Here is a 20,363-nt window from a genome sequence, read left to right as displayed (position 1 = left end):
TCTTGGAGGGATATATAGTGAAACATATATTCAATAAGGGCCAAGATCCAAGAAAACCAACATTACTATTGTTGCATGGAACTGGTGGGAATGAATTAGATCTGCTGCCTATTGCTGGAAGAATTGACGAAGATGCCTCAGTCTTAAGCGTTCGCGGAAACGTATTAGAAAATGGAATACCTAGATTCTTTCGAAGATTGGCTGAGGGAGTATTTGACGAAGAGGACCTCATTTTCAGAACTAAAGAATTAAATGACTTTCTAGACGAAGCGTCAAAAAAGTATAGTTTTAATCGTGATCATATAATCGCTATTGGATACTCAAATGGAGCAAATATAGCAGCTAGTTTATTATTTCATTATCAAAATGCGCTAAAAGGTGCGATACTTCATCACCCAATGGTACCGAGAAAAGGTATTGAGCTTCCTGATTTAACTGGAAAGTCTGTTTTTATTGCGGCAGGGACTAACGACCCGATTTGCTCGCCATTGGAATCGAGAGAACTTCAAACATTATTAGAAAAGGCAAATGCTAATGTGGAACTTCATTGGGAGAATAGAGGTCATCAATTATCTATTCAAGAAGTTGATGCCGCAGCAATTTGGTATCGAAAAGAAATAATTACATGATAAATTAAAACGATAAGGTAATGAAAAAAACTAATCGGAAAACGCCGATTAGTTTTTTTCATTCGTTACTTGACGCTAGCACTTGTATAACGGCAATGGAAGATAAAAAATTTAAAGTAAAAAGAGTAATTTCAAAAGATGAAGATCGGCTTTTCAACCATTTATGCTTTAATTCTTTGGACGTTTTTCTCCATTATGCGGTTAATATCATCTCTTGGCGGAAAACCAAACAAACGGGAATATTCTCGACTAAATTGTGACTGGCTTTCATAGCCTACTCGAAATGCGACTTCAGCGATACCTGATGTATCAGCTAATAACATGCGCCTAGCTTCTTGGAGTCTCAATTGTTTTTGAAACTGAATGGGGCTCATCGCTGTAACTACTTTAAAATGACGATGAAGGGTAGCAACACTCATATTCGCGATATCTGCAAGTTCTTCGATTTTAAAAGGACGATCATAGTTACTAATGATATGTTCAATAACATCTCTTATTCGATCTCCGTTACTGCCCTTAATTGCCATTTGTTCTAGTGACTCACCATGAGGACCTTGTAGAATCCAATAAAGAATTTCTTTCGTGAATAATGGAGCTAGGACGGGAATATGTTTAGGATTTTCAAGCAACCGGGTTAACCTAATAACTGCATCCAACAAAGATGGCTCTACTTTACTGACATACATTGCACGTTTTGCATTTTTCTTTTTGCCTACTTGAATTTTAGAATCACTTAACATATCAAAAATTTGATTTGGCGTAAATTCAAGTTTAAGGGCCAAATAGGGAGTATCAGCAGAAGCCTTTTTAACTTGACCGGTTACAGGCAAGTCAGCGGATGCAACAATGTAATGACCAGGACCGTACCTAAAACATTCCTCCGCTAACAATACCTCCTTTTCTCCCTGGACGATAATACAAAAGGATGTTTCGTTAACTCTAGAAATGGGTTCTGTCACCATTGATTCACGGATTAAATATAAAGAGGGGATTGTAGTAGGATGAACCCCGTCTTGCTCTGAATAACGTTCGATGAGATTGGCAAGTTCATGCTGCTGTTTGTAAATTTCTTCAGACATGTGAATTCTCCTTATTGCTTGACCTTTACTAGACACATTTTATCCCATCCTTTTCTTTTATGTAAATGCTTGTGAGAGGATTAGGCAAAAGTATGATAGGAATGGGTTATGAGGTTCAATTGTGACTGTAGTATAGTTGGAACATGGAGTGCAGATAGGAAGAATATATATTTTTAGATAAAAACATTTGAAAAGCGAGGAATTACAAATGGAATATACTAAACTTGGCAACACGGGATTAGATGTATCGAGACTATGCCTTGGCTGTATGGGATTTGGAGTAAAGGAACGCTGGATACATCCTTGGGTCATTGATGAAGAGAACAGTCGTACAGTTATTAAAAAAGCTCTCGAATTAGGCATCAATTTTTTTGATACTGCGAATGCTTACTCAGATGGAACAAGTGAAGAATTTCTCGGACGTGCTCTTAAAGATTTTTCAAACCGAGATGAAATTGTCATTGCGACTAAGGTTTATTTTCCTATGGGCAAGGATTTGAACAGCAAAGGTCCGAACAGCAAAGGATTATCGCGAAAACATATTATGAGCGAAATTGATAAAAGTCTTAAACGCCTTGAAACCGATTATGTGGATCTGTATCAAATACATCGCTGGGATTATAGCACACCAATTGAGGAAACAATGGAAGCACTTCATGATTTAGTGAAGGCCGGAAAAGTCAGATACATAGGTGCCTCAGCAATGTACGCATGGCAATTTTTGAAGGCGTTACATGTGGCTGAAAAAAATGGATGGACTAGGTTTGTATCGATGCAAAATCACCTCAACCTCATCTACCGTGAGGAGGAAAGGGAGATGTTACCTTTATGTATGGAAGAAAAAATAGGCGTGATCCCATACAGCCCTCTTGCATCGGGTAGATTAACACGTGATTGGTCCGAAGACACTCTTCGTTCTGAAACGGACGAAACCCAAAAATCTAAATACGGTGCAACTGAAAATCACGATCGTCTAGTTGTGAAACGAGTTGCGGAATTGGCCGAAAAACATGGTGTGCCAAGATCTCAAATTGCACTCTCCTGGATCCTTCAGAAAGAACCTGTAACAGCTCCAATAATTGGTGCAACCAAGATTTCTCATCTTGAAGATTCCGCGGGGGCTCTATCGGTTACGTTAACCACTGAAGAGGTGGGCTATTTGGAAGAGCCATATGTTCCACATCCTGTAGTCGGTGCTTTAGATTCTAAGTAATTGATATTCTACAGGATAGGTGAGGTATATGAAAGATCAAACAGCAACCATTATTACCTTAAAACACCAGTTCCAAGAAACAAAGGATTTAATTATTCATACTTTTGAGTATTTTAATCAAGAAATATCTTTGGTTTACCTGCAAAGCATATGTGATAGTCAAAAAATTAAGAATGATATCATTCAGCATTTAATGATGTGTGAGAAGGAATCCAAATATATTTTACATCTATTGTCTCTACCATCTATAAATGTCATTCAGAATAGTGAGGACCTTCAGTCTTTTTTAGTTGATGGATGTGTTTTAATTTTTATTTCTAAGTCTGTTTACTCCTATAATATTCAAAAAAAAATCAATACAGAGGCTCTGGATGCAACAGTTGAAATGTCTGTCCAAGGACCACAAAAAGCATTTTCACAGGATTTAGACGAAAACATTACGTTTATTCGAAAACGATACCCATCCAACAAAATAAGAGTGGAATATCAAGAAATTGGTACACTATCCAAGACAAAAATAGCATTGCTCTATGATGTCGATTATGTGGATTTTAAGGTCCTAAAAAAGTTAAAGGAACAACTCAGTCAAATAGGATATGGATGTTATTCAAGCTGCAGGTCAATTAGATCATGCTTTAACTGGGAAGAAAAAGGTACCGGTGCAATGTATTGATTTCATTACTATCCTAATAAAATCTTTGTCATTAGGTGCCATTTGGGTCAAAATTAGATTAGAGGAGCGATTTCTTCCACATCCTTTTGTCGATACTTAAGTTCAAGCATGCATGTAAAAGGCAAAACCAAGATTTCCAACATTAATCAGGAAATCTTGGTTTTTTCACTTGATAATAAATTTAGTTTGTTAGATTAAATTCTTGAGACGGTTTATCGTGTAAGTTTAAAATACGGACAACTTCTGGGTTAATTTTAAGAAATACGTAGTTTGGATCTCCAGGGCCATCAAACCATTTCTCAAATGAATCATCCCAAAATTGCTTTTTAAGAACATCCGAATCATTGACAGAGGATGTACCCAAAATTTCCACATAAGAATCCATTTGTCCTTTCTGTTCATAACCAAATAATACTGAAACTGATGGATTTTTTTCTATTTCATCTATTTTCTCAGTATCTCTTTTTGTTGGGGTATATAACGTTAATTCATCATTATAAAACGTCATATACCTTGAATGTGGCTTATTATTTTCAACAGTTGTGAGTACGCCTGTCCTATGACCTGATATTATTTTAACAACCTCGTCTTTAACATCTTTTTTGTCCATTCATTTTGCTCCCTTATCGTATGATGTATTTATTTTTTCTTCATCCTTAGTTTTCATTCTCTTTTATAAACAGATTTTTATATCATCCAGAAATACGGAAGGGATGAAAACACAATACCACTAATAAAGTTGCAAAACCCTGTATCTTAACTGGAACTTTGAGGTAAACAAAGTAAGCGCTCGTCACAATCGTGGAGGTAATGTGGTAATATTATTGTTGCAAGAAGATTCTGCAATAAACCGAAAAAAAAAGAAACTTAAACCGAGGTGTATTATCATGCAAATAAGAAGGTTACATGACAACGAAAAACCACCATTTGAACTATTATTATTAGCTGACCCCTCATATAGGCTAGTTAAAGAATATCTAAGAAGAGGATTTTGTTTTGTCGGCTTGTTGAATGCCCATATAATAGGTGTCTATGTTTTACTACCAACAAGACCTGATACAGTTGAATTGGTCAATGTGGCGGTTGATGAAAAACACCAGGGAAAGGGGTTCGGGAAGCAGCTAGTTAAGCATGCAATTCAAGCTGCTATTGAACTGGGATTTAAAACGATTGAGGTCGGCACTGGTAATTCTAGTGTTGGGCAACTTGCCCTTTATCAGAAATGCGGCTTTAGAATAACTGGGGTAGACAGAGACTTTTTTGTGAGACATTACGATGAAGAAATATTTGAAAATAATATACAGGTTATAGATATGATACGACTATCGAAGGATTTATAATCCTGCTGTTTATCACTGCATGTGTCCATTTTAAAAGGTTCATTTTTTAAGATATAGATTGATAAAAAATCCTGAATTGATGCAGGTTTTTTTCTTGTTCCACAAACGCAACCTTCTTTAATAGGGAAGGAAAAATCGTAATTTATTGAGTACAATTTTCTAAAAAACAATGAAATAAGAAATAGTAGTTGACACAGAAGTTGATTAGTATTATCATTATCTCATATTCGAGATAATTTAATTCGAGATTTATAAGGAGGTGAACGAAATGGAGAGGAAATGCAATAATCTACCCTTTCTTGTATTAATGCAAACATCTAAAGCTATCCATGAGAAAATAAAGGAAGAAATAGCAAAAAACAACTTTAGTATTACGGAATTTTCTGTTTTAGAAGTACTTTATCAAAAAGGGAAACAAACAATTCAACAAATTGGGAGTAGCATATTGATTTCTAGTGGTTCGATGACATATGTTATAGATAAGCTAGAACAAAGAGGTTTATTAAGCCGAAATGCCTGTCCAGAAGATCGCCGGGTGATACATGTAGTATTAACTGATGATGGAAATAAATTGATGAACGAAATCATGCCAAAATATAATGAATTTGTTCATCAATTGTTTGATTCATTAAATGCTGATGAGGCGGAGATATTGGTGCATCTTTTGAAAAAAGTAAGGAATAAAGTGTAACTTTCATTTTTTTAAAACTATTATCTCGAATTCGAGATAAATAACATTTAGGAGGATTTTGATAATGATAAGTATTGGTTTATTAATTATTCGTTTGATAGTAGGTTTATTATTTGTTGGTCACGGTGCTCAAAAATTATTTGGTTGGTTTGGCGGTTATGGTATAAAAGGTACAGGAGGCTGGTTTGAATCGATTGGTATGAAACCAGGGATAACCATGGCTCTTTTCGCAGGATTAGCAGAATTTATTGGCGGTATATTGTTTGCTTTAGGATTTTTAACTCCACTTGCAGCTATTATAATTGCCGGCACTATGGTAATGGCTATTGTAAAGGTGCATGGTCCAAATGGATTATGGGCAACAGCTAATGGATATGAATATAATCTAACATTGATTGCGGTTTCTATCGGTATAGTTTTTACTGGTCCTGGTAAATATGCTATAGATGCGTTTTTATTTTAATATATCTCGAATTAGAGATTCCTAATTTTTAACCAAATTTAAAAAGACTTAAACAATTATTAATTTCAGAAACAAACTGACGAATAAAAAACTGAAAAGAAAGATATATTAGGATGGTGTATTAAAATGGGGTTTTTATCCAAATTATTTAGGAATTCATCTGAAAAGGAGACAGAAAAAATGACAAATGTAAAATTAGCTGTAATCTATTACAGTATGGGCGGAACAAATTATCAACTATCACAATGGGCTGCTGAAGGTGCAAGAGAAATAGGTGCAGAAGTAAAGGTTCTTAAAGTACCAGAACTTGCACCAAAATCAGCTATTGAAGGAAATCCAGGTTGGAAAGCACATGTAGAAGCAACAAAGGATGTTCCAGAGGTTAAATTAGAAGACTTAGAATGGGCAGATGCCATAATTTTCAGCGTACCTACTCGATTTGGTAGCATGCCTGCACAAATGAAACAATTCCTAGATACAACTGGAGGACTTTGGTTTAATGGAAAGCTAGTAAATAAGGTTGTGAGTGCCATGACTTCTGCTCAAAATCCACACGGTGGTCAAGAGGCAACTATATTATCTCTTTATACAACCATGTATCACTGGGGTGCAATTGTCGCTGCTCCTGGTTATACTGACCCTGTAACATTTGGAGCTGGCGGTAATCCATATGGAACAAGTGTTACCGTTGGTCAAGACGGCAAAATGATTGAAGATGTTCAAGCAGCTGTAAAACATCAGGCCAAACGTACGGTTACTGTTGCTGAATGGGTTAAAAAATCAAATCAGTAAATTTTAAGAAAAAAGCTAATACGATTAGCTTTTTTCTTTGTTTGATATTGCTAATCATTTGCAGAATTTTTCATGCAGAAACTTTTGCATAGATTACAAAAAACACATTAATTTGCAGTAAGATGATCAGACCTGGGACATGAATAATAAGGTCGAAAATAAAAAAAGAAAAAATAATACTTAAGAACAATCCTAAATGAAATATCTTAAGCTTATGATTTTGATGCCGGTATTTATGAAAAACAACTGTCGTTGATAAAAAGTAAATGAAAGTTGCACAAAAAATAAAGTTTAGAATGAAATAATAGCTCATTTCTTTATTAAATAAAAGTTGGATGGAAGCAGCAATCATACATAACGAAATATAAATGAAAAGATGTCCGTATAGGATGATTTGTCCAGTTGTTTTAACTGATTTATCAATCTTTTTTTCGAGATTATCAAAATATTGCCACCACAATGAAATAATGATGGAAAACGAAAATACAGAGTATCCTATAGATTTCCAACTTCCAATCTCGGGATGGAGGACCGATAAGATGCTAATAATGGATTCACCAAACAAAATAAGAGTTAAAAGTCCGAACCGTTCAAATAAATGAGATGAATTCACAGGATGTTTTCTCAAATATTTTCTACCGATAATGGGTATAAAAATATCGACGATAATCCCTAGATAAAGAACAACATATTTAAACCATGAAGAAAAGAAAATCGAGCAAGTTGAAATAAAAATTCCTATCCAAAACCTGGTTGCTAAAAAATAGGCAGCCGTATTTTGTTCATTTTTCCCCTTTATAACAACCAATAAGTATTGAATAGCAGTTAATGCCCTAACACCTATGTATCCGACTAAAAAAGGGATATAATATCGATCAAAATCAACAGATAAGCTAGAGATTAGAATTAACACAAACACCATTTGGAGGATAAGTAAAAACCTCTCATGATATTTGTCCTTTCCAAAACGGTTTACAAACATTGTTTGTCCTACCCATGCCCACCAGACGGGAATAAATATTAAATTGAATTTGAGTAAATTTACAAATAAAATTTCTCCTTCATCCACATTCAGTAATACATTTGTTGACTTGGATATTGCAGCCACATATAAAAGATCGCAAAAAAGTTCTAGCCAGGTTACTTTTTTCTCTACCATATTTTTTCTCCAATTTCTTAAAAGTTTAAGATAAAGTTAGATTTAAACCTACATTCTGCTACTAATAAAAGAATTAATCAGTGATGAGATTTATAGATATTTAGTCTACGGAATTAAACGGAGGAGTAATAAAACATACAAGGTATATCCTTGATTCTATCTATAGTTTCTAATTTATGTCAAAGTTCATGATTCACACTGACGGGAATAAATACGATTGTATCAGAGAAGATAAAAGTGCAATGTGACAAGGTGTTATTTGTTTGGAAGGAATTTGTCATATAGAATAGAATACTTATACAGATGACCAGGTAATAAATTTATACATAAGGAGATAAATCTATGGCAAAAAACAAATTACTAAGGATGGACAATGTCGGTATCGTTGTAGAATCCCTTGATGATGCAATCTCATTCTTTGAGGAGATTGGGTTGAACCTAGAAGGTCGAGCCACTGTCGAAGGTGAATGGGCTGGTCGCGTAACCGGACTGGGTTCTCAGTGCGTAGAAATTGCTATGATGGTTACCCCAGATGGTCACAGCCGAATTGAACTTTCGCGATTTCTCACCCCACCTACCATATCAGATCACCGGACTGCTCCTGTAAACGCCCTCGGTTATCTACGCGTGATGTTCACCGTTGAAGACATTGATGAAATGGTATCCAGACTCACTAAGTTTGGTGCTCAGCTCGTTGGCGAAGTGGTTCAGTACGAGGACTCGTATCGGCTCTGCTACATTCGTGGACCCGAAGGACTTCTAATTGGTTTGGCGGAACAACTCGGAAACAAATAGTAAGTGACATTTTATTAAATGCCTTTACTGAAATATATATTACTGAGGTAAAAAATTGAACCAGAAAACAGGGTGAAAGTATCTCGATTTTATAAAAGCATTACTGAAACAACGGTAATGCTTTTTATTTTTGAAGTAACGGGAGTTTAGTCAAAAATGCTATAATTGAATAATTCTAAATTATAATAGGGAGCTTTTACTGTTTTGAATGCAAAATATATTACTTTCTACGAATTCGGCAGTCCTAAAGATGTGTTAAAAATTGAATATAAAACCATTGAACCACCAAAAGATCATGAAGTTCTTGTTCGAATGTTAGCACGACCCATCAATCCTTCTGATTTAATTCCAATTAGAGGGGCGTATTCTCATCGAATTTCTTTACCTAATATTCCTGGTTATGAAGGAGTTGGGATTGTAGAAGAGGTAGGTCCTTTGGTTTCAAAAAACCTTATTGGTAAACGGGTTTTACCTTTGCGTGGGGAAGGTACATGGCAAGAGTATGTTAAGACATCAGCAGAATTTGCCGTTCCTATACCTGATTCCTTTGATGATTTTACAGCGTCACAAATGTATATTAATCCCGTTACAGCGTGGGTAGTTTGCACAGAAGTTTTAAAATTAAAACCAAACGATGTTTTATTGGTTAACGCTTGTGGTTCTTCTATTGGACATATTTTTGTTCAATTATCAAAGATTTTAGGTTTTCAATTGATTGCAGTTACTAGAAACGATAAATATACAGAGGAATTACTTCATCTTGGTGCTTCTTATGTGATTGATACCTCTATAAGTCGTCTACATGAAACCGTAATGGAATTAACAAGTGGAAGGGGGGCGGATGCCGCCATTGATTCTATTGGAGGTTCGGATGGTAATGAATTAGCTTTTTGTGTTCGCCCAAATGGACATTTTTTAACAATCGGTATTTTATCAGGAGTACAGGTAAATTGGGCACATATTGTAAATCAAGCAAAAGTGAATGCGAATATATTTCATTTACGGAATTGGAACAATAATATATCGGCAAAAAAATGGCAAGAAACTTTTGATCATTTAATACGTTTAATAAATGGTAAAAAATTAAGTTTGATGATGGTTGATTCTATGTATGACTTGTCAGATGTCAAAAAGGCAATTGACGCAGTTGAATTTCCAAATAAAACAAAGGGGAAAGTATTTTTAACAAGTTATTGAGTTCATTTTAGTTCAACAAACGAGTGCATTACTGGAACAATGGTAATGCATTTTTTTATTGAAGTAACTGGCAGGTAAGTGTATAAAAGGTATAGATAATGCCACTTGTATAATCTTAAATACAAATTAAGGACTTTTGTGACACTCGTTAGTCAAACAATGAAGAAAGCATGAGGAGAAGGATTCAACAAAAAAAGATAATTACGTAAAATATAAATTTGACGAAATTAAAGAAGGAATTTTCAAAGGAGCGTCGAATATATCATTTATGAGGTGAATTCTATGCGTAATCAAAACAAACAGCAAGATTTCAAAAAGCTGCAAACCATCCTTAATGAACTGCCTTGGTATGTAGATGAATTTATTAATCACAAATTACGAAAACTTTCCACCGCATCGCTGTTCAATTATTGTCATGATTATAAAATCTTTTTTAATTGGATTGTGAGCGAAAATTTGTGGTCTGGAACCATTAAGGATATTCCATTAGAGCGTTTGGAAAAAATGACAGTTTTGGAGATTGAGAGTTTCTTAAATTACCTTCATTATGAATTAGATAATAAAGAATTAACGGTCAATCGGAAACTATCAGCATTAAAATCTTTATTTAATTATTTGCAAAACATTGCTGAAACCCCTGATTTAAAGCCGTATATTAGCCGTAATGTTATGGCTAAGATCGAGTTTAATGAAGTTAAAGAAACAATGGAAACCAAGGCAAATAAAATGGAAGGAAAAATATTGCTTGGTGATGAATATGAACGTTTCAGACTGTTTGTAGCCAATGATTATGGTGAATTACATAAAGAAAATAAAAAGCTATATAACTTTCATCAATTAAACAAAGAACGTGATACGGCAATTGTTTCTCTTATTTTAGGTTCTGGATTGCGTTTATCTGAACTCATTGGCATCGATCTAGATGATATTGATTTTAGCAAGTATTGTGTTCGGGTTATCCGTAAGGGAAATAAAGAACAATATGTGTTTTTTAGCCAAATTGCGATGGCTGATTTGCAAGATTATTTAACCATTAGAGCATCCAGATACCAAGTGGATAAATCGAATAAGGCATTATTTATTTCTGCACCAATTGGTCCAAAAGGAAAATCACGCAGACTTACAGCGAGATCCGTGGAAAAACTGATTGAAAAATATGCAACAGCATTCGGTAAACCATCACTATCAGTACATAAATTGCGGCATTCATTTGCAACTAGATACCATGCTGAAATCAATGATGTACCGAAATTAAGGCGACAGCTGGGCCATTCATCGATCCAAACGACGATGATTTATACTCATATTAAGAACGATGATCTAAAAACGGCTGTTGATAAGATGGATATGCCAAAAGAACAAGCAGATTAGAGGTACTTAAACAATAAACTGTCATCCCCTGTTGAATGACAGTTTATTGTTTAGTTTACATAATATAATTATAGTAACAAAAATTCCTTTTGTCTCAAAAAGCTAGTATACTTAAGATAGTGAGACGGAAGAAATTTTTTAATAAAATTACACTTCCTGAATCTTTCCATCAATAATCGTCATTTCAATATTGGTTTGAAGTAATTCATCCGGTTCCTCCAAATTCAACAGATTTTTTGAAAACACGGTCATATCGGCGAATTTTCCTCTGGATAGCGTCCCTTTCACGTGTTCTTCATTGGTCGCATAGGCTCCACCTAATGTAAATAGCTTAACGGCATCGTACATCGATAATTTCTCTTTTTCGTTCCAGCCGTTATGTTGATCAACTGCCGCTCTTCTCGTTCCAGCAGCATGAATGCCTAATAATGGATCGATTGGCTCAACCGGTGCATCTGAACCACCAGCGCATAAAACACCTGCAGTTTGTAATGTTTTCCATGCATAGAGGAATTCCTCCCTCTCCTCCCCTATTCTATCCAGAATCCATGGGTAGTCACCCACAATAAATCTTGGCTGAATATCAGCAATTCTGCTCGGTTTTGCTAATCGAGATACTAAATCCGCTCTAAGCAGTGAAACATGGATGATACGATCACGAAGCTCCACATCTGGAAATTGATCCAAGATATTTAAAACGTTTTCCAAAGCTTGATCGCCAATCGTATGGACCGCAATCGGCATATTGTGTTCTCGAACACTTTTCACCATTTGATACAGTGTCTCCTGATCATGCATGGCTTCTCCCCATTGTGTCGGAGCATCCTGATATGGCAAGGATAGCAGGGCCGTTCTTCCCCCAAATGCACCATCAGCAAACATTTTAATGGCCCCAATTTGTAATTTCTCATTTCCATAACCCGCTCGCATTCTTCGCTCTTTTAAGCGTTCCAGATACGGAAAATCAATTAAAAGGTTGCAACGAAGTCCGATCCCCTCACCATTAATTAATTCATCATACATTTGATAGGTCTGATCAAAACCTCCTAAATATGCAGGATCATTTGTATGTACCCCAGTTAAACCTTTTTTTATTGCAAATTTCATTGCCTGCGCCAGGCCGTCTTTCAATTCTTCATAAGTCTTTTCTGGGATATGTGCTGTAAATAGTTTGGAAGCAGATTCCAAAATCAGACCAGTAGGTTGATGGGTCAGAGAATCAACAACGACGCTTCCACCCTGAGGTATTGTAATGTTAGGATGATAATTTGCTATTTCAAGAGCCTTGCTATTCACTAAAAAGGCATGATGGCAAATACGTTTTAAATAGATGGGACAATGTGGTGCCACTTGATCTAACTCTTCAATCGTCGGAGTGGTCCCGCTTTCAAACAGATTTTCATCCCATCCCATACCAACAAGCCAATGTCCCGGCTTAACGTTTCTAGCTCGTTCCTTTATCCGATCAAGCATCTCTCGTTTTGAGTTGACACCAGTTAAGTTTAAATCCAAAAAATGAAAGGCCACACCCGATAAATGCAGATGACTGTCAATTAAGCCTGGAGTCACCATTTTTCCTTGTAGGTCAATTACAGTAGAATGGCTCCTTCCCCACTGTAAAACCATATCCTGATGGGAACCTAGATCCACAATTTTTCCATTCTCTACAACAACGGTTTCTACTAATGGATGCTTCGAGTCTAACGTATGAAACACTCCGTTTGTATAAATCGTCTTACCCATGATTGCCCCTCCGTTCTCAAAAAAATAGGGGATTCTATTTCTAACGAATCCCCTACTCTACCTTTCATCATACAATTAATTTTATTGATAATTCAACCAATTTATAATCAACCCTTAGCAGCCAGATATTCATCCAAAGAATACACTAAATTCCCACCTATATATGTATGTAAAACCTTAATCTGGTCAATTCTCTCGGAAGGAATGTTGAAAATATCTTGATTTAGAATAATGAAATCCGCATAATATCCTTCTGCCAACTGTCCCACAGAGGGAATCCGGGTTATTTCCTGTGCTTCACGAGTATAAAGCGTAATAACCGTCTCGATGTCTAGTTTCTGATCTTGTCCGGTATCTGTTCCATCATATGCATGGCGGGTAACAGCTGATTTCATGCCAACAAAAGGATTAACAGGATCCGCCCAGGCTGTTGCCGGTGCATCTGAAGAAAAAGCAAGCTTGATCCCTTCTTGTAACATGGATTTAAATGGATAAGTTTGTTTTGTGCGTTCATGCCCTAAGTTTTTCAGATAACTTTCAATTTCAGCAAAGATAAAGATGGGTTGAGAAACAAAAGCAATTCCTTTTTCTGAAGCCCGTTTTATCGCTTTTGCTGTAGGCATAGCTGCATGTTCAATTCTAATAGATGGTCCGTCCGAGATCCAACCTTCAGTTCCATAGAAGGTATCAACGATCAAATCTATGGCCTGTTCACCCATCGCATGAACAACAAGCTGAATATCATGTTGCTTTGCGGCTTCAGCCGCAGCTAATAGTTCCTCACTGGTTGTCGTTTGAATGCCGTAGTTCCCTCCATCTCCTAAAAAGGGAGGATTCACCCATGCTGTTTGCCCCGATACACTCCCATCGGAAAACAATTTTACTCCGCCAATATGGATTTGGTTTTCTCTAATGAGTTTCTCTTTATTCATAATTGGATTATTTTTTAATTCATCCCAAATATAGTAGAGAACTGAACGTTGTTTTAGTCCTTTTTCACTTGCCAAGTGATACATGTCAAAATAATCAATGGGTTCCCTTAAACCCATCAATTCTGTAATCCCTGTAATGCCATGTGATAATAATACTGGACTAAGTTCAGCCAACATGGCGGCATTTTCTTCTATTGTTTTCTTCGGCATTTTTTTTAGGATAAGGTCTTTAGCATTTTCAAGTAAAACTCCTGTTGGTTCACCATTTAAATCACGGTCAATTTTTCCACCTTGTGGGTCAGGCGTATCCTTCGTGATTCCTGCTAATTCTAATGCTTTGCTATTTACCGAGATAATGTGGGTGCAAGTCCTGGTGATGACTACCGGTACGTCTGGAGAGACCTGGTCCAAATCCCAACGGTTCGGTGCTCTTCCCTCCAATAACTTCCCTTCATCATATCCCCAACCTTCAATCCAATTGTCCCGCGTGTGAGATTCACGGACCAAACGGATCTGCTCTTGTAAATCAGCTATTGAATAGACCAGAGGTGGAGTACAGGCAATTTGATTAGCAGCTCCTGCCAAAAACAGCGGATGCATATGAGCATCAATTAAGCCCGGCAATACTCTTTGACCATGAAGATCAACCAAGTTTCCCTCCATTTTTTCTAGTTCATTTGATTCCCCAATCCATTTGATTTTCCCACCCTGTACGACCATGGCACTTGCATATGGCTGTTTAGGATTGGCAGTAAAAATCTTGCCATTTAAAAAAGTAGTCACTTCATTCATGCAGAATTCTCCTCTCAAATCGTGCATTGGCATTGAAATTGTTCACAAGTAGTGCGGTGTAAAGAAATCTAAATGCTTTTCTATACCTTATTTAAACGCAATAACAATCCGAAATTCAATAAAAGGTGCTTAGAAAACGATAAAACCTCATTAGATGTAACATTTCCGACATAATTAACATTTTGTATGTCGCGGGAAACCAATAACTGTCATGTCATCAAAAATACCTTTTAGTCAATTTCTTCAAATTTATAAATGACATAAAAAAAGTTTGACACTATACTGTCCATAACAGTATAGTGTTATTAACAGTACATTATTATAAAATTAAATACTTTAAACTAGGAGGTCATTTATTTCATGAAACATACCGGGAGACATACAGGTGCATTTCTATTGCTGTTTTTAACAGAGGGAGATAATTACGGTGGGAAACTTCTGCAAAAATGTGAGGAAGAGCTCCCCATTAATCCTATTGATAGTGCCATATTATATCGCACACTTAAAAAATTGGAGGAAGAAAGTGCTGTTGAGTCATATTTGAATACATCTGATCGAGATAAACCGATAAGGATGTATAAAATTACGGCCGTTGGAAAACGAAAACTAGAAGATTTCCAAATTGATATTGAAGAAAAAATGAAAAATTTATCTTTTTTCCTAGAAAAATATAAAGAATTGAAGGCCAATAATAATGATTAGTGGAATGATTCTTTATTCTATCGCCACTATTTATCTGGGAATTTCCTTCATGAAAGACAAACATAAAACAAAGACAGCCATCTTAGGTTCATGGAAAATGTTTCGAAATGTTTTGCCAGATATTTTAGCGATTATGCTATTTATTGGGCTAACATTGTCTATATTGACACCCTCCCTAATATCTTCCATAATCGGTGAAAATTCAGGCTTACTAGGTATCATTTATTCCACCATTATTGGCTCAATAGCTTTAGTTCCAAGCTTTATTGTCTTTCCTCTCGGGGATACATTAGTTCAAAATGGTGCTGCCCTTCCACAAGTAGCTGTATTAATGTCGACATTGATGTCTGTCGGTTTTATAACTTTACCCATTGAACAAAAAACATTTGGACGAAGTTTTGCATATACTCGAAACTTATCGGCCATAGTGATGTCTCTTCTTTTCGCATGGATGATTGGGGTGATCATGACATGAAAAAGCTAAAAAGATATCGGTTCTTTTTCATCTTATTACTTGCACTGTTAGTAACCACATTAGTGAATCAAACCACTGCTATAAAAGCAGTTCAATTAACTGGAAAAAGTATATTTGATATGCTATTACTTCTTCCTCCAATATTTCTATTAGTGGGGTTACTGGATCAGTGGGTAAAGAAAGAGACATTGATTCGATATATGGGTGAAAAATCCGGTATATATGGAATCTTCTTAACCTTATTATTAGCAACAGTAGCTGCTGGCCCCCTTTATATTGCATTCCCAATTGCTGTTCTTTTATTGAAAAAAGGAGCAAGCGTTCGGTACATGGTGTTTTTCTTAGGAGCTTGGTCAACGGTGAAATTACCTGTTTTAGTGTATGAATTCACTTCATTTGGTCCTCGATTTACACTTATTCACATCTGTTTTGGCCTTGTGTTCTACTATTTAACTGGAATTCTTTTTGAAAAAGTTTACAGCAAACAAAAAATATTAAAATATGATTTAAAACAAGAAGTTTAAAATATATATATTTTACTTTTACTAGCAGAATTTACTCAAAAAATTGAAAAGCAGTGCGATTTCACTTGTGAAATACACTGCTTTAATACTTTTATGTATAAATATATTTCCATCAAGGTTACGCCAAAGAGAGACTTACATGTCCCTAATTGTTTTGATTAATGATTATTAATAAATTCTACTGTTTCACAAAATGCTTTTTGGGCTGATATTTCATTATATTTGATAGAGTAAGGGTCACTAAAACCGTGTTTTCCATTAAATTTATGTATTTCTATTGTTTTGTTATCTAAAGTTGAGATCAACTCGTCCACATCAAATGTTGCTTCTTCTTGTGGAAAGAAAAGCTTTGTAGGACAGACTGGCGTTAATTCAACATAATTCCTAATACGCGATCCATAATATCCAACTATTCCATCTACACCTTCTACCTCACTACACAACCAAGCAACAGTTGCCCCAACACTAAAACCAATAATAAATAATTTTTTATACTCATTTTTTGTATCTGTTATGATATTTTTTATTTTACGAAAAGCTTCAGTGAATCCTATGTTTTCCTTAAAATAACGATAAGCTGCTTCCTCTTCAGAATAATCAAAAGGTAATACTTGTTTTAATAAATTGGGACAAATCACATCAAAACCCTGTTTTGATAATAGTTCACAATAACTTTGCATATGCTGGTTAATCCCATAAATTTCGTGTATTAATATGATTACAGTATCAGACTTATTTTTAAACTGAAGCATTTGTACCCCCCTTGCCTTCTATAATCCCATTTTTGTTCTTTTTATCCTAATTCGTTATCAAAATTAATTATACCTTCTTAAACCTACCTATTGTTGAACAAGTTTTATTTAATTAAATTAGTCATGACTGGAAAAAGGCAACGGATACTCCGCTGCCTTTTCATTATTGCACCCGCTCGTATTTTAAGATTAGCCAGATTTTTCGGAAGAGTATTTGAAATTGTATTGCGGTACTAAATTTTACAATTTGGTGATATACCCTTCAGTTCCATGCACCCGAATTCGTTGCCCATCTTTTATCAGTTTGGTGGCATTTTCCACTCCCACAACTGCGGGTAAGCCGTATTCGCGTGCAATCACTGCTCCATGAGTCATTAATCCGCCAACTTCGGTAACTAGACCTTTTATAGATACAAACAATGGTGTCCAGCTAGGGTCAGTAAAGGTGGTAATTAAGATATCTCCATCTTCTAAATCAGCATCTTCCATGTTCAGGATGACACGTGCTCTTCCCTCAATCACTCCAGAAGAAACCGGTAGACCAACGATAGCTTCGGCTGGGAGATTTTCTCTCTTGTACTTACCTGAAGGTGTTTCACCATCAGACGTGATCACACGTGGTGGAGTTAGCTTATCATATAACTTGTACTCATCTTTGCGATTTCCGATTACCTGATAATCCAGTTTATTTGTACGGATGAATTCGTGAAGTTCTTCAAAGGTGAGATAGTATATATCTTCTATCTCATGAATAACGCCCGCTTGTACGAGTTGTTCGGCTTCTTTCAGTAATGCCTGCTTGTAAACGAAGAAACGACTAATCATGCCGTATTTTGGATATTCCCGGTATCCGATGAAATTCCTGACTAGATCAATCATGCGTTTTGTTTCTTTTGCCTTTTGCTCACCATCCGGTAATTGCTTCAATCGTTCTATAATCTCTTGTTCTTTCTCCAAAGCTTCCTTTAGTCCTTGCTCAAATTTCCGTTTGCTAGCATTGGGCTCAAAGTTTTTTATGTTACCCAGAATCATAGGGACAAGTGTAGAAGGTTTTTCGCTCCAACGAGTTTTTGTAAGATCGATTTCTCCACTACAACGCATTCCGAATTTGTTAAGATAAGCATAGATGGCGTCTCGGGTTTTTTGTCCACCTTCAAACCCAACCAGTTCATCTAAAAAGTGTTCATCTTTTACATGATGTAAATAATCAATTACTTCCGGATAAGGTCGAATCACATCTGCGACATCCAATAGCGCTAGACCCATTTCCGAAGTAATATTGTTTGGTACAGATTGAGAAAGCGTGTCTGCTACGTTTTTTTCACCTAACCACTTATTTATGTTTTCATTGATCCAAGCTGAAGCCTTCATAGCTGACATAAATACACGCGTACTCTGTGGGTTAAATAAGATCTTCTTTAATTCCTTGATATCTTCTAAGATAAAATCAATTAAATTCAATCCTGATTTTGTTTGGATGTTTTGTTTTAACTCTTCTATGGAGGTTTGATTACATTTAATCAACTCAACAACAATGGCCGGATTGTTTTCGATTCCTTCCAGCATATCAGAATTGTTTTCGCTGTGAATCGGTGCTTTTTGTTTTTGATCATTTGGTATCATTTTTATAAAATCTCTTCGATCTAGGACAGTCATAAGTGCGTCTTTCATGAGCGGATCGTGTTGCTCCATGTTTTTTAAAAACATGTTTCTGCTATCCTGTGAAGCCAGCATACGTGTGACATCCACAAACAACCTTCCGCCTGCTTTACGCATAGGCGCAGGTGTTATTAAAAGGTAAAAAGACAATCCCAGTGGTTTCATAGTATCGGTCATCATCTGTTGATGACCGACAGATACATAGACGTGATTTTCTTGATCACTCGCTTCTGGGATCGGGAAAATCGTAGTGATTGGACGATTCTGGACAATATAAAAAGTATCATCAACCAAACACCATTCGATATCTTGCGGACTGCCGAAATAGGCTTCGATCATTCTTCCTATTTGTGCTAGTTGTAAAATTTGTTGATCCCTAAGGGTTTGAGTATTTTGCTGGTCATGTTTGATCTGTACGGTCTCTGTTCCGCCTTCTTTACGTCCATAGATCGCTAACTTTTTGGTGGCTATCATCTTATCGATGATTTCTCCATCCTTTACTTTATAACAATCCGCAGAGACCAAGCCAGAAACTAGCGCTTCACCAAGTCCAAAACTCGCATCGATTGACAGCAGCTTTCTGTTAGAAGTAATCGGATCAGCAGTAAATAAAATCCCTGAAGCTTGTGGGAATACCATCCTTTGAATGATCACGCATAAAGAAACAGTAAGATGGTCAAATCCGTTTTGAATTCGATAAATCACCGCGCGATCAGTAAACAGGGATGCCCAACATTTCTTGATATGCTGCAAGATGGCTTCTTTTCCGATAATATTTAAATAAGTGTCATGTTGACCTGCAAACGAGGCATGAGGTAAATCTTCAGTGGTCGCACTAGAACGAACAGCATAAGCATGTTCAGCTCCAAATTCGGAGAGATAATGAGTAACTGCATTCACAACGTCGGAAGGAATTTCTGTTTCATAAAGGATTTGTCGAATCTTACTGCTGATTTCACTAATTTGATCCCGATCCTCTACTTTTAGCCTTGTTAATTGATCCAACAACGCTCGTATCATCTTGTTTTGTTCGATAGCTTTTTGAAATCCCACGGTTGTAACACAAAATCCTTCGGGTACGTGAATTCCTTGAATTTTTGATAATTCGCCTAAATTGACTCCTTTTCCACCCACTAAGAAAAGCTGCGTTGTTTCCATTTCTTGAAAACCGAGAACCAAAGAATTCATACTTGATCTCTCCTAACTATCGAGTCTCATTAAAGTTCTATTGAATTTTAGCAGGTGTAGCTGAAAACAAAAAGTCTATATTGTGCATTTTTTATATGATATAATTATAGTGGGAAGAAGTATATTTTTAATAAGAACTCAACTTTACCTATACATATTGTCTTTCATCGCTTTGATGAAAGACATTTTTATTA

General features: G+C 36.0%; 20 protein-coding genes. 13 read left to right on the top strand and 7 right to left on the bottom strand.

From position 1 onward, the window contains the following. The first annotated feature begins 17 nt into the window (after window positions 1-17). Entirely contained in the window at window positions 18-629 is a 612-nt protein-coding gene (locus ACI3K6_RS20770) for an alpha/beta hydrolase (protein ID WP_435556335.1), read from the top strand. 161 nt (window positions 630-790) lie between these two features. Here ACI3K6_RS20770 and ACI3K6_RS20765 read toward each other — a convergent pair whose 3' ends face one another. Further along, complete coding sequence (locus ACI3K6_RS20765; RefSeq protein WP_435556334.1) at window positions 791-1,708, bottom strand: AraC family transcriptional regulator; 918 nt, start codon at window positions 1,706-1,708, stop codon at window positions 791-793. Between the two features lie 208 nt (window positions 1,709-1,916). On the opposite strand from ACI3K6_RS20765, the gene ACI3K6_RS20760 reads away from it, so the two are divergent. Beyond that, the gene (locus tag ACI3K6_RS20760) at window positions 1,917-2,921 is read left to right on the top strand and encodes an aldo/keto reductase (protein WP_435556333.1); all 1,005 of its coding nucleotides are present in this window, start codon (window positions 1,917-1,919) and stop codon (window positions 2,919-2,921) included. Window positions 2,922-2,949: 28 nt separating this feature from the next. Continuing rightward, the gene (locus ACI3K6_RS20755; RefSeq protein WP_435556332.1) at window positions 2,950-3,594 is read left to right on the top strand and encodes a spore germination protein; all 645 of its coding nucleotides are present in this window, start codon (window positions 2,950-2,952) and stop codon (window positions 3,592-3,594) included. Between the two features lie 181 nt (window positions 3,595-3,775). On the opposite strand, the gene ACI3K6_RS20750 is transcribed toward ACI3K6_RS20755, so the two are convergent. Next, window positions 3,776-4,204 (bottom strand): pyridoxamine 5'-phosphate oxidase family protein, encoded by a 429-nt coding sequence (locus ACI3K6_RS20750; RefSeq protein ID WP_435556331.1) that lies wholly within the window; start codon window positions 4,202-4,204, stop codon window positions 3,776-3,778. Window positions 4,205-4,481: 277 nt separating this feature from the next. On the opposite strand from ACI3K6_RS20750, the gene ACI3K6_RS20745 reads away from it, so the two are divergent. From ACI3K6_RS20745 to wrbA, 4 genes are all read left to right on the top strand, one after another. Next, window positions 4,482-4,934 (top strand): GNAT family N-acetyltransferase, encoded by a 453-nt coding sequence (locus ACI3K6_RS20745; protein WP_435556330.1) that lies wholly within the window; start codon window positions 4,482-4,484, stop codon window positions 4,932-4,934. 268 nt (window positions 4,935-5,202) lie between these two features. After that, on the top strand, window positions 5,203-5,625 hold the full coding sequence (locus ACI3K6_RS20740; RefSeq protein ID WP_435556329.1) for a MarR family winged helix-turn-helix transcriptional regulator: 423 nt from the start codon (window positions 5,203-5,205) through the stop codon (window positions 5,623-5,625). A 64-nt stretch (window positions 5,626-5,689) separates the two neighbouring features. Beyond that, entirely contained in the window at window positions 5,690-6,088 is a 399-nt protein-coding gene (locus ACI3K6_RS20735; protein ID WP_435556328.1) for a DoxX family protein, read from the top strand. A gap of 180 nt (window positions 6,089-6,268) precedes the next feature. Next, window positions 6,269-6,880, top strand: coding sequence for an NAD(P)H:quinone oxidoreductase (wrbA, locus tag ACI3K6_RS20730; protein WP_435556327.1), 612 nt, complete (start codon window positions 6,269-6,271; stop codon window positions 6,878-6,880). Between the two features lie 70 nt (window positions 6,881-6,950). Here wrbA and ACI3K6_RS20725 read toward each other — a convergent pair whose 3' ends face one another. Then, on the bottom strand, window positions 6,951-8,039 hold the full coding sequence (locus ACI3K6_RS20725) for a low temperature requirement protein A (RefSeq protein ID WP_435556326.1): 1,089 nt from the start codon (window positions 8,037-8,039) through the stop codon (window positions 6,951-6,953). 342 nt (window positions 8,040-8,381) lie between these two features. Here ACI3K6_RS20725 and ACI3K6_RS20720 point away from each other — a divergent pair, with 342 nt between their 5' ends. The 3 genes from ACI3K6_RS20720 to xerS all read left to right on the top strand — a co-directional run bounded on the left by ACI3K6_RS20720 (window position 8,382) and on the right by xerS (window position 11,402). Continuing rightward, a complete protein-coding gene (locus ACI3K6_RS20720; protein ID WP_435556325.1) occupies window positions 8,382-8,834 on the top strand; it encodes a VOC family protein in 453 nt (150 codons plus the stop codon). 204 nt (window positions 8,835-9,038) lie between these two features. Continuing rightward, a complete protein-coding gene (locus ACI3K6_RS20715; protein ID WP_435556324.1) occupies window positions 9,039-10,031 on the top strand; it encodes a zinc-dependent alcohol dehydrogenase family protein in 993 nt (330 codons plus the stop codon). 282 nt (window positions 10,032-10,313) lie between these two features. Then, window positions 10,314-11,402, top strand: a complete 1,089-nt coding sequence (gene xerS, locus ACI3K6_RS20710) for a tyrosine recombinase XerS (RefSeq protein ID WP_435556323.1) — start codon at window positions 10,314-10,316, stop codon at window positions 11,400-11,402. Window positions 11,403-11,549: 147 nt separating this feature from the next. On the opposite strand, the gene ACI3K6_RS20705 is transcribed toward xerS, so the two are convergent. Next, complete coding sequence (locus tag ACI3K6_RS20705) at window positions 11,550-13,145, bottom strand: amidohydrolase (RefSeq protein WP_435556322.1); 1,596 nt, start codon at window positions 13,143-13,145, stop codon at window positions 11,550-11,552. A 107-nt stretch (window positions 13,146-13,252) separates the two neighbouring features. Then, window positions 13,253-14,869, bottom strand: a complete 1,617-nt coding sequence (locus tag ACI3K6_RS20700) for an amidohydrolase (protein ID WP_435556321.1) — start codon at window positions 14,867-14,869, stop codon at window positions 13,253-13,255. Between the two features lie 360 nt (window positions 14,870-15,229). Here ACI3K6_RS20700 and ACI3K6_RS20695 point away from each other — a divergent pair, with 360 nt between their 5' ends. The 3 genes from ACI3K6_RS20695 to ACI3K6_RS20685 are packed head-to-tail and all read left to right on the top strand — an operon-like array spanning window position 15,230 to window position 16,570. Next, complete coding sequence (locus ACI3K6_RS20695) at window positions 15,230-15,571, top strand: PadR family transcriptional regulator (protein ID WP_435556320.1); 342 nt, start codon at window positions 15,230-15,232, stop codon at window positions 15,569-15,571. Then, the gene (locus tag ACI3K6_RS20690) at window positions 15,564-16,046 is read left to right on the top strand and encodes a hypothetical protein (RefSeq protein ID WP_435556319.1); all 483 of its coding nucleotides are present in this window, start codon (window positions 15,564-15,566) and stop codon (window positions 16,044-16,046) included. The genes ACI3K6_RS20695 and ACI3K6_RS20690 overlap by 8 nt, the downstream gene beginning before the upstream one ends. After that, window positions 16,043-16,570 (top strand): permease, encoded by a 528-nt coding sequence (locus ACI3K6_RS20685; RefSeq protein ID WP_435556318.1) that lies wholly within the window; start codon window positions 16,043-16,045, stop codon window positions 16,568-16,570. The genes ACI3K6_RS20690 and ACI3K6_RS20685 overlap by 4 nt, the downstream gene beginning before the upstream one ends. A 158-nt stretch (window positions 16,571-16,728) precedes the next feature. Here the strand turns inward: ACI3K6_RS20685 and ACI3K6_RS20680 are convergent, their stop codons facing one another. Both ACI3K6_RS20680 and ppsA read right to left on the bottom strand, forming a co-directional pair. Then, a complete protein-coding gene (locus ACI3K6_RS20680; protein ID WP_435556317.1) occupies window positions 16,729-17,322 on the bottom strand; it encodes a dienelactone hydrolase family protein in 594 nt (197 codons plus the stop codon). A 240-nt stretch (window positions 17,323-17,562) separates the two neighbouring features. After that, window positions 17,563-20,169, bottom strand: a complete 2,607-nt coding sequence (ppsA, locus tag ACI3K6_RS20675) for a phosphoenolpyruvate synthase (protein WP_435556316.1) — start codon at window positions 20,167-20,169, stop codon at window positions 17,563-17,565. Window positions 20,170-20,363 lie beyond the last annotated feature (194 nt).

It is taken from the genome of Neobacillus solisequens (assembly GCF_051233465.1).
Lineage (GTDB): Bacteria > Bacillota > Bacilli > Bacillales > Cytobacillaceae > Neobacillus.
This window is presented reverse-complemented; position numbering and strand designations above follow the sequence as displayed.

Coding starts and splice junctions, on each gene's coding strand:
- ACI3K6_RS20765 (WP_435556334.1), bottom strand. CDS start 1,708: ATGTCTGAAGAAATTTACAAACAGCAGCATGAACTTGCCAATCTCATC.
- ACI3K6_RS20760 (WP_435556333.1), top strand. CDS start 1,917: ATGGAATATACTAAACTTGGCAACACGGGATTAGATGTATCGAGACTA.
- ACI3K6_RS20755 (WP_435556332.1), top strand. CDS start 2,950: ATGAAAGATCAAACAGCAACCATTATTACCTTAAAACACCAGTTCCAA.
- ACI3K6_RS20750 (WP_435556331.1), bottom strand. CDS start 4,204: ATGGACAAAAAAGATGTTAAAGACGAGGTTGTTAAAATAATATCAGGT.
- ACI3K6_RS20745 (WP_435556330.1), top strand. CDS start 4,482: ATGCAAATAAGAAGGTTACATGACAACGAAAAACCACCATTTGAACTA.
- ACI3K6_RS20740 (WP_435556329.1), top strand. CDS start 5,203: ATGGAGAGGAAATGCAATAATCTACCCTTTCTTGTATTAATGCAAACA.
- ACI3K6_RS20735 (WP_435556328.1), top strand. CDS start 5,690: ATGATAAGTATTGGTTTATTAATTATTCGTTTGATAGTAGGTTTATTA.
- wrbA (WP_435556327.1), top strand. CDS start 6,269: ATGACAAATGTAAAATTAGCTGTAATCTATTACAGTATGGGCGGAACA.
- ACI3K6_RS20725 (WP_435556326.1), bottom strand. CDS start 8,039: ATGGTAGAGAAAAAAGTAACCTGGCTAGAACTTTTTTGCGATCTTTTA.
- ACI3K6_RS20720 (WP_435556325.1), top strand. CDS start 8,382: ATGGCAAAAAACAAATTACTAAGGATGGACAATGTCGGTATCGTTGTA.
- xerS (WP_435556323.1), top strand. CDS start 10,314: ATGCGTAATCAAAACAAACAGCAAGATTTCAAAAAGCTGCAAACCATC.
- ACI3K6_RS20705 (WP_435556322.1), bottom strand. CDS start 13,145: ATGGGTAAGACGATTTATACAAACGGAGTGTTTCATACGTTAGACTCG.
- ACI3K6_RS20700 (WP_435556321.1), bottom strand. CDS start 14,869: ATGAATGAAGTGACTACTTTTTTAAATGGCAAGATTTTTACTGCCAAT.
- ACI3K6_RS20695 (WP_435556320.1), top strand. CDS start 15,230: ATGAAACATACCGGGAGACATACAGGTGCATTTCTATTGCTGTTTTTA.
- ACI3K6_RS20690 (WP_435556319.1), top strand. CDS start 15,564: ATGATTAGTGGAATGATTCTTTATTCTATCGCCACTATTTATCTGGGA.
- ACI3K6_RS20685 (WP_435556318.1), top strand. CDS start 16,043: ATGAAAAAGCTAAAAAGATATCGGTTCTTTTTCATCTTATTACTTGCA.
- ACI3K6_RS20680 (WP_435556317.1), bottom strand. CDS start 17,322: ATGCTTCAGTTTAAAAATAAGTCTGATACTGTAATCATATTAATACAC.
- ppsA (WP_435556316.1), bottom strand. CDS start 20,169: ATGAATTCTTTGGTTCTCGGTTTTCAAGAAATGGAAACAACGCAGCTT.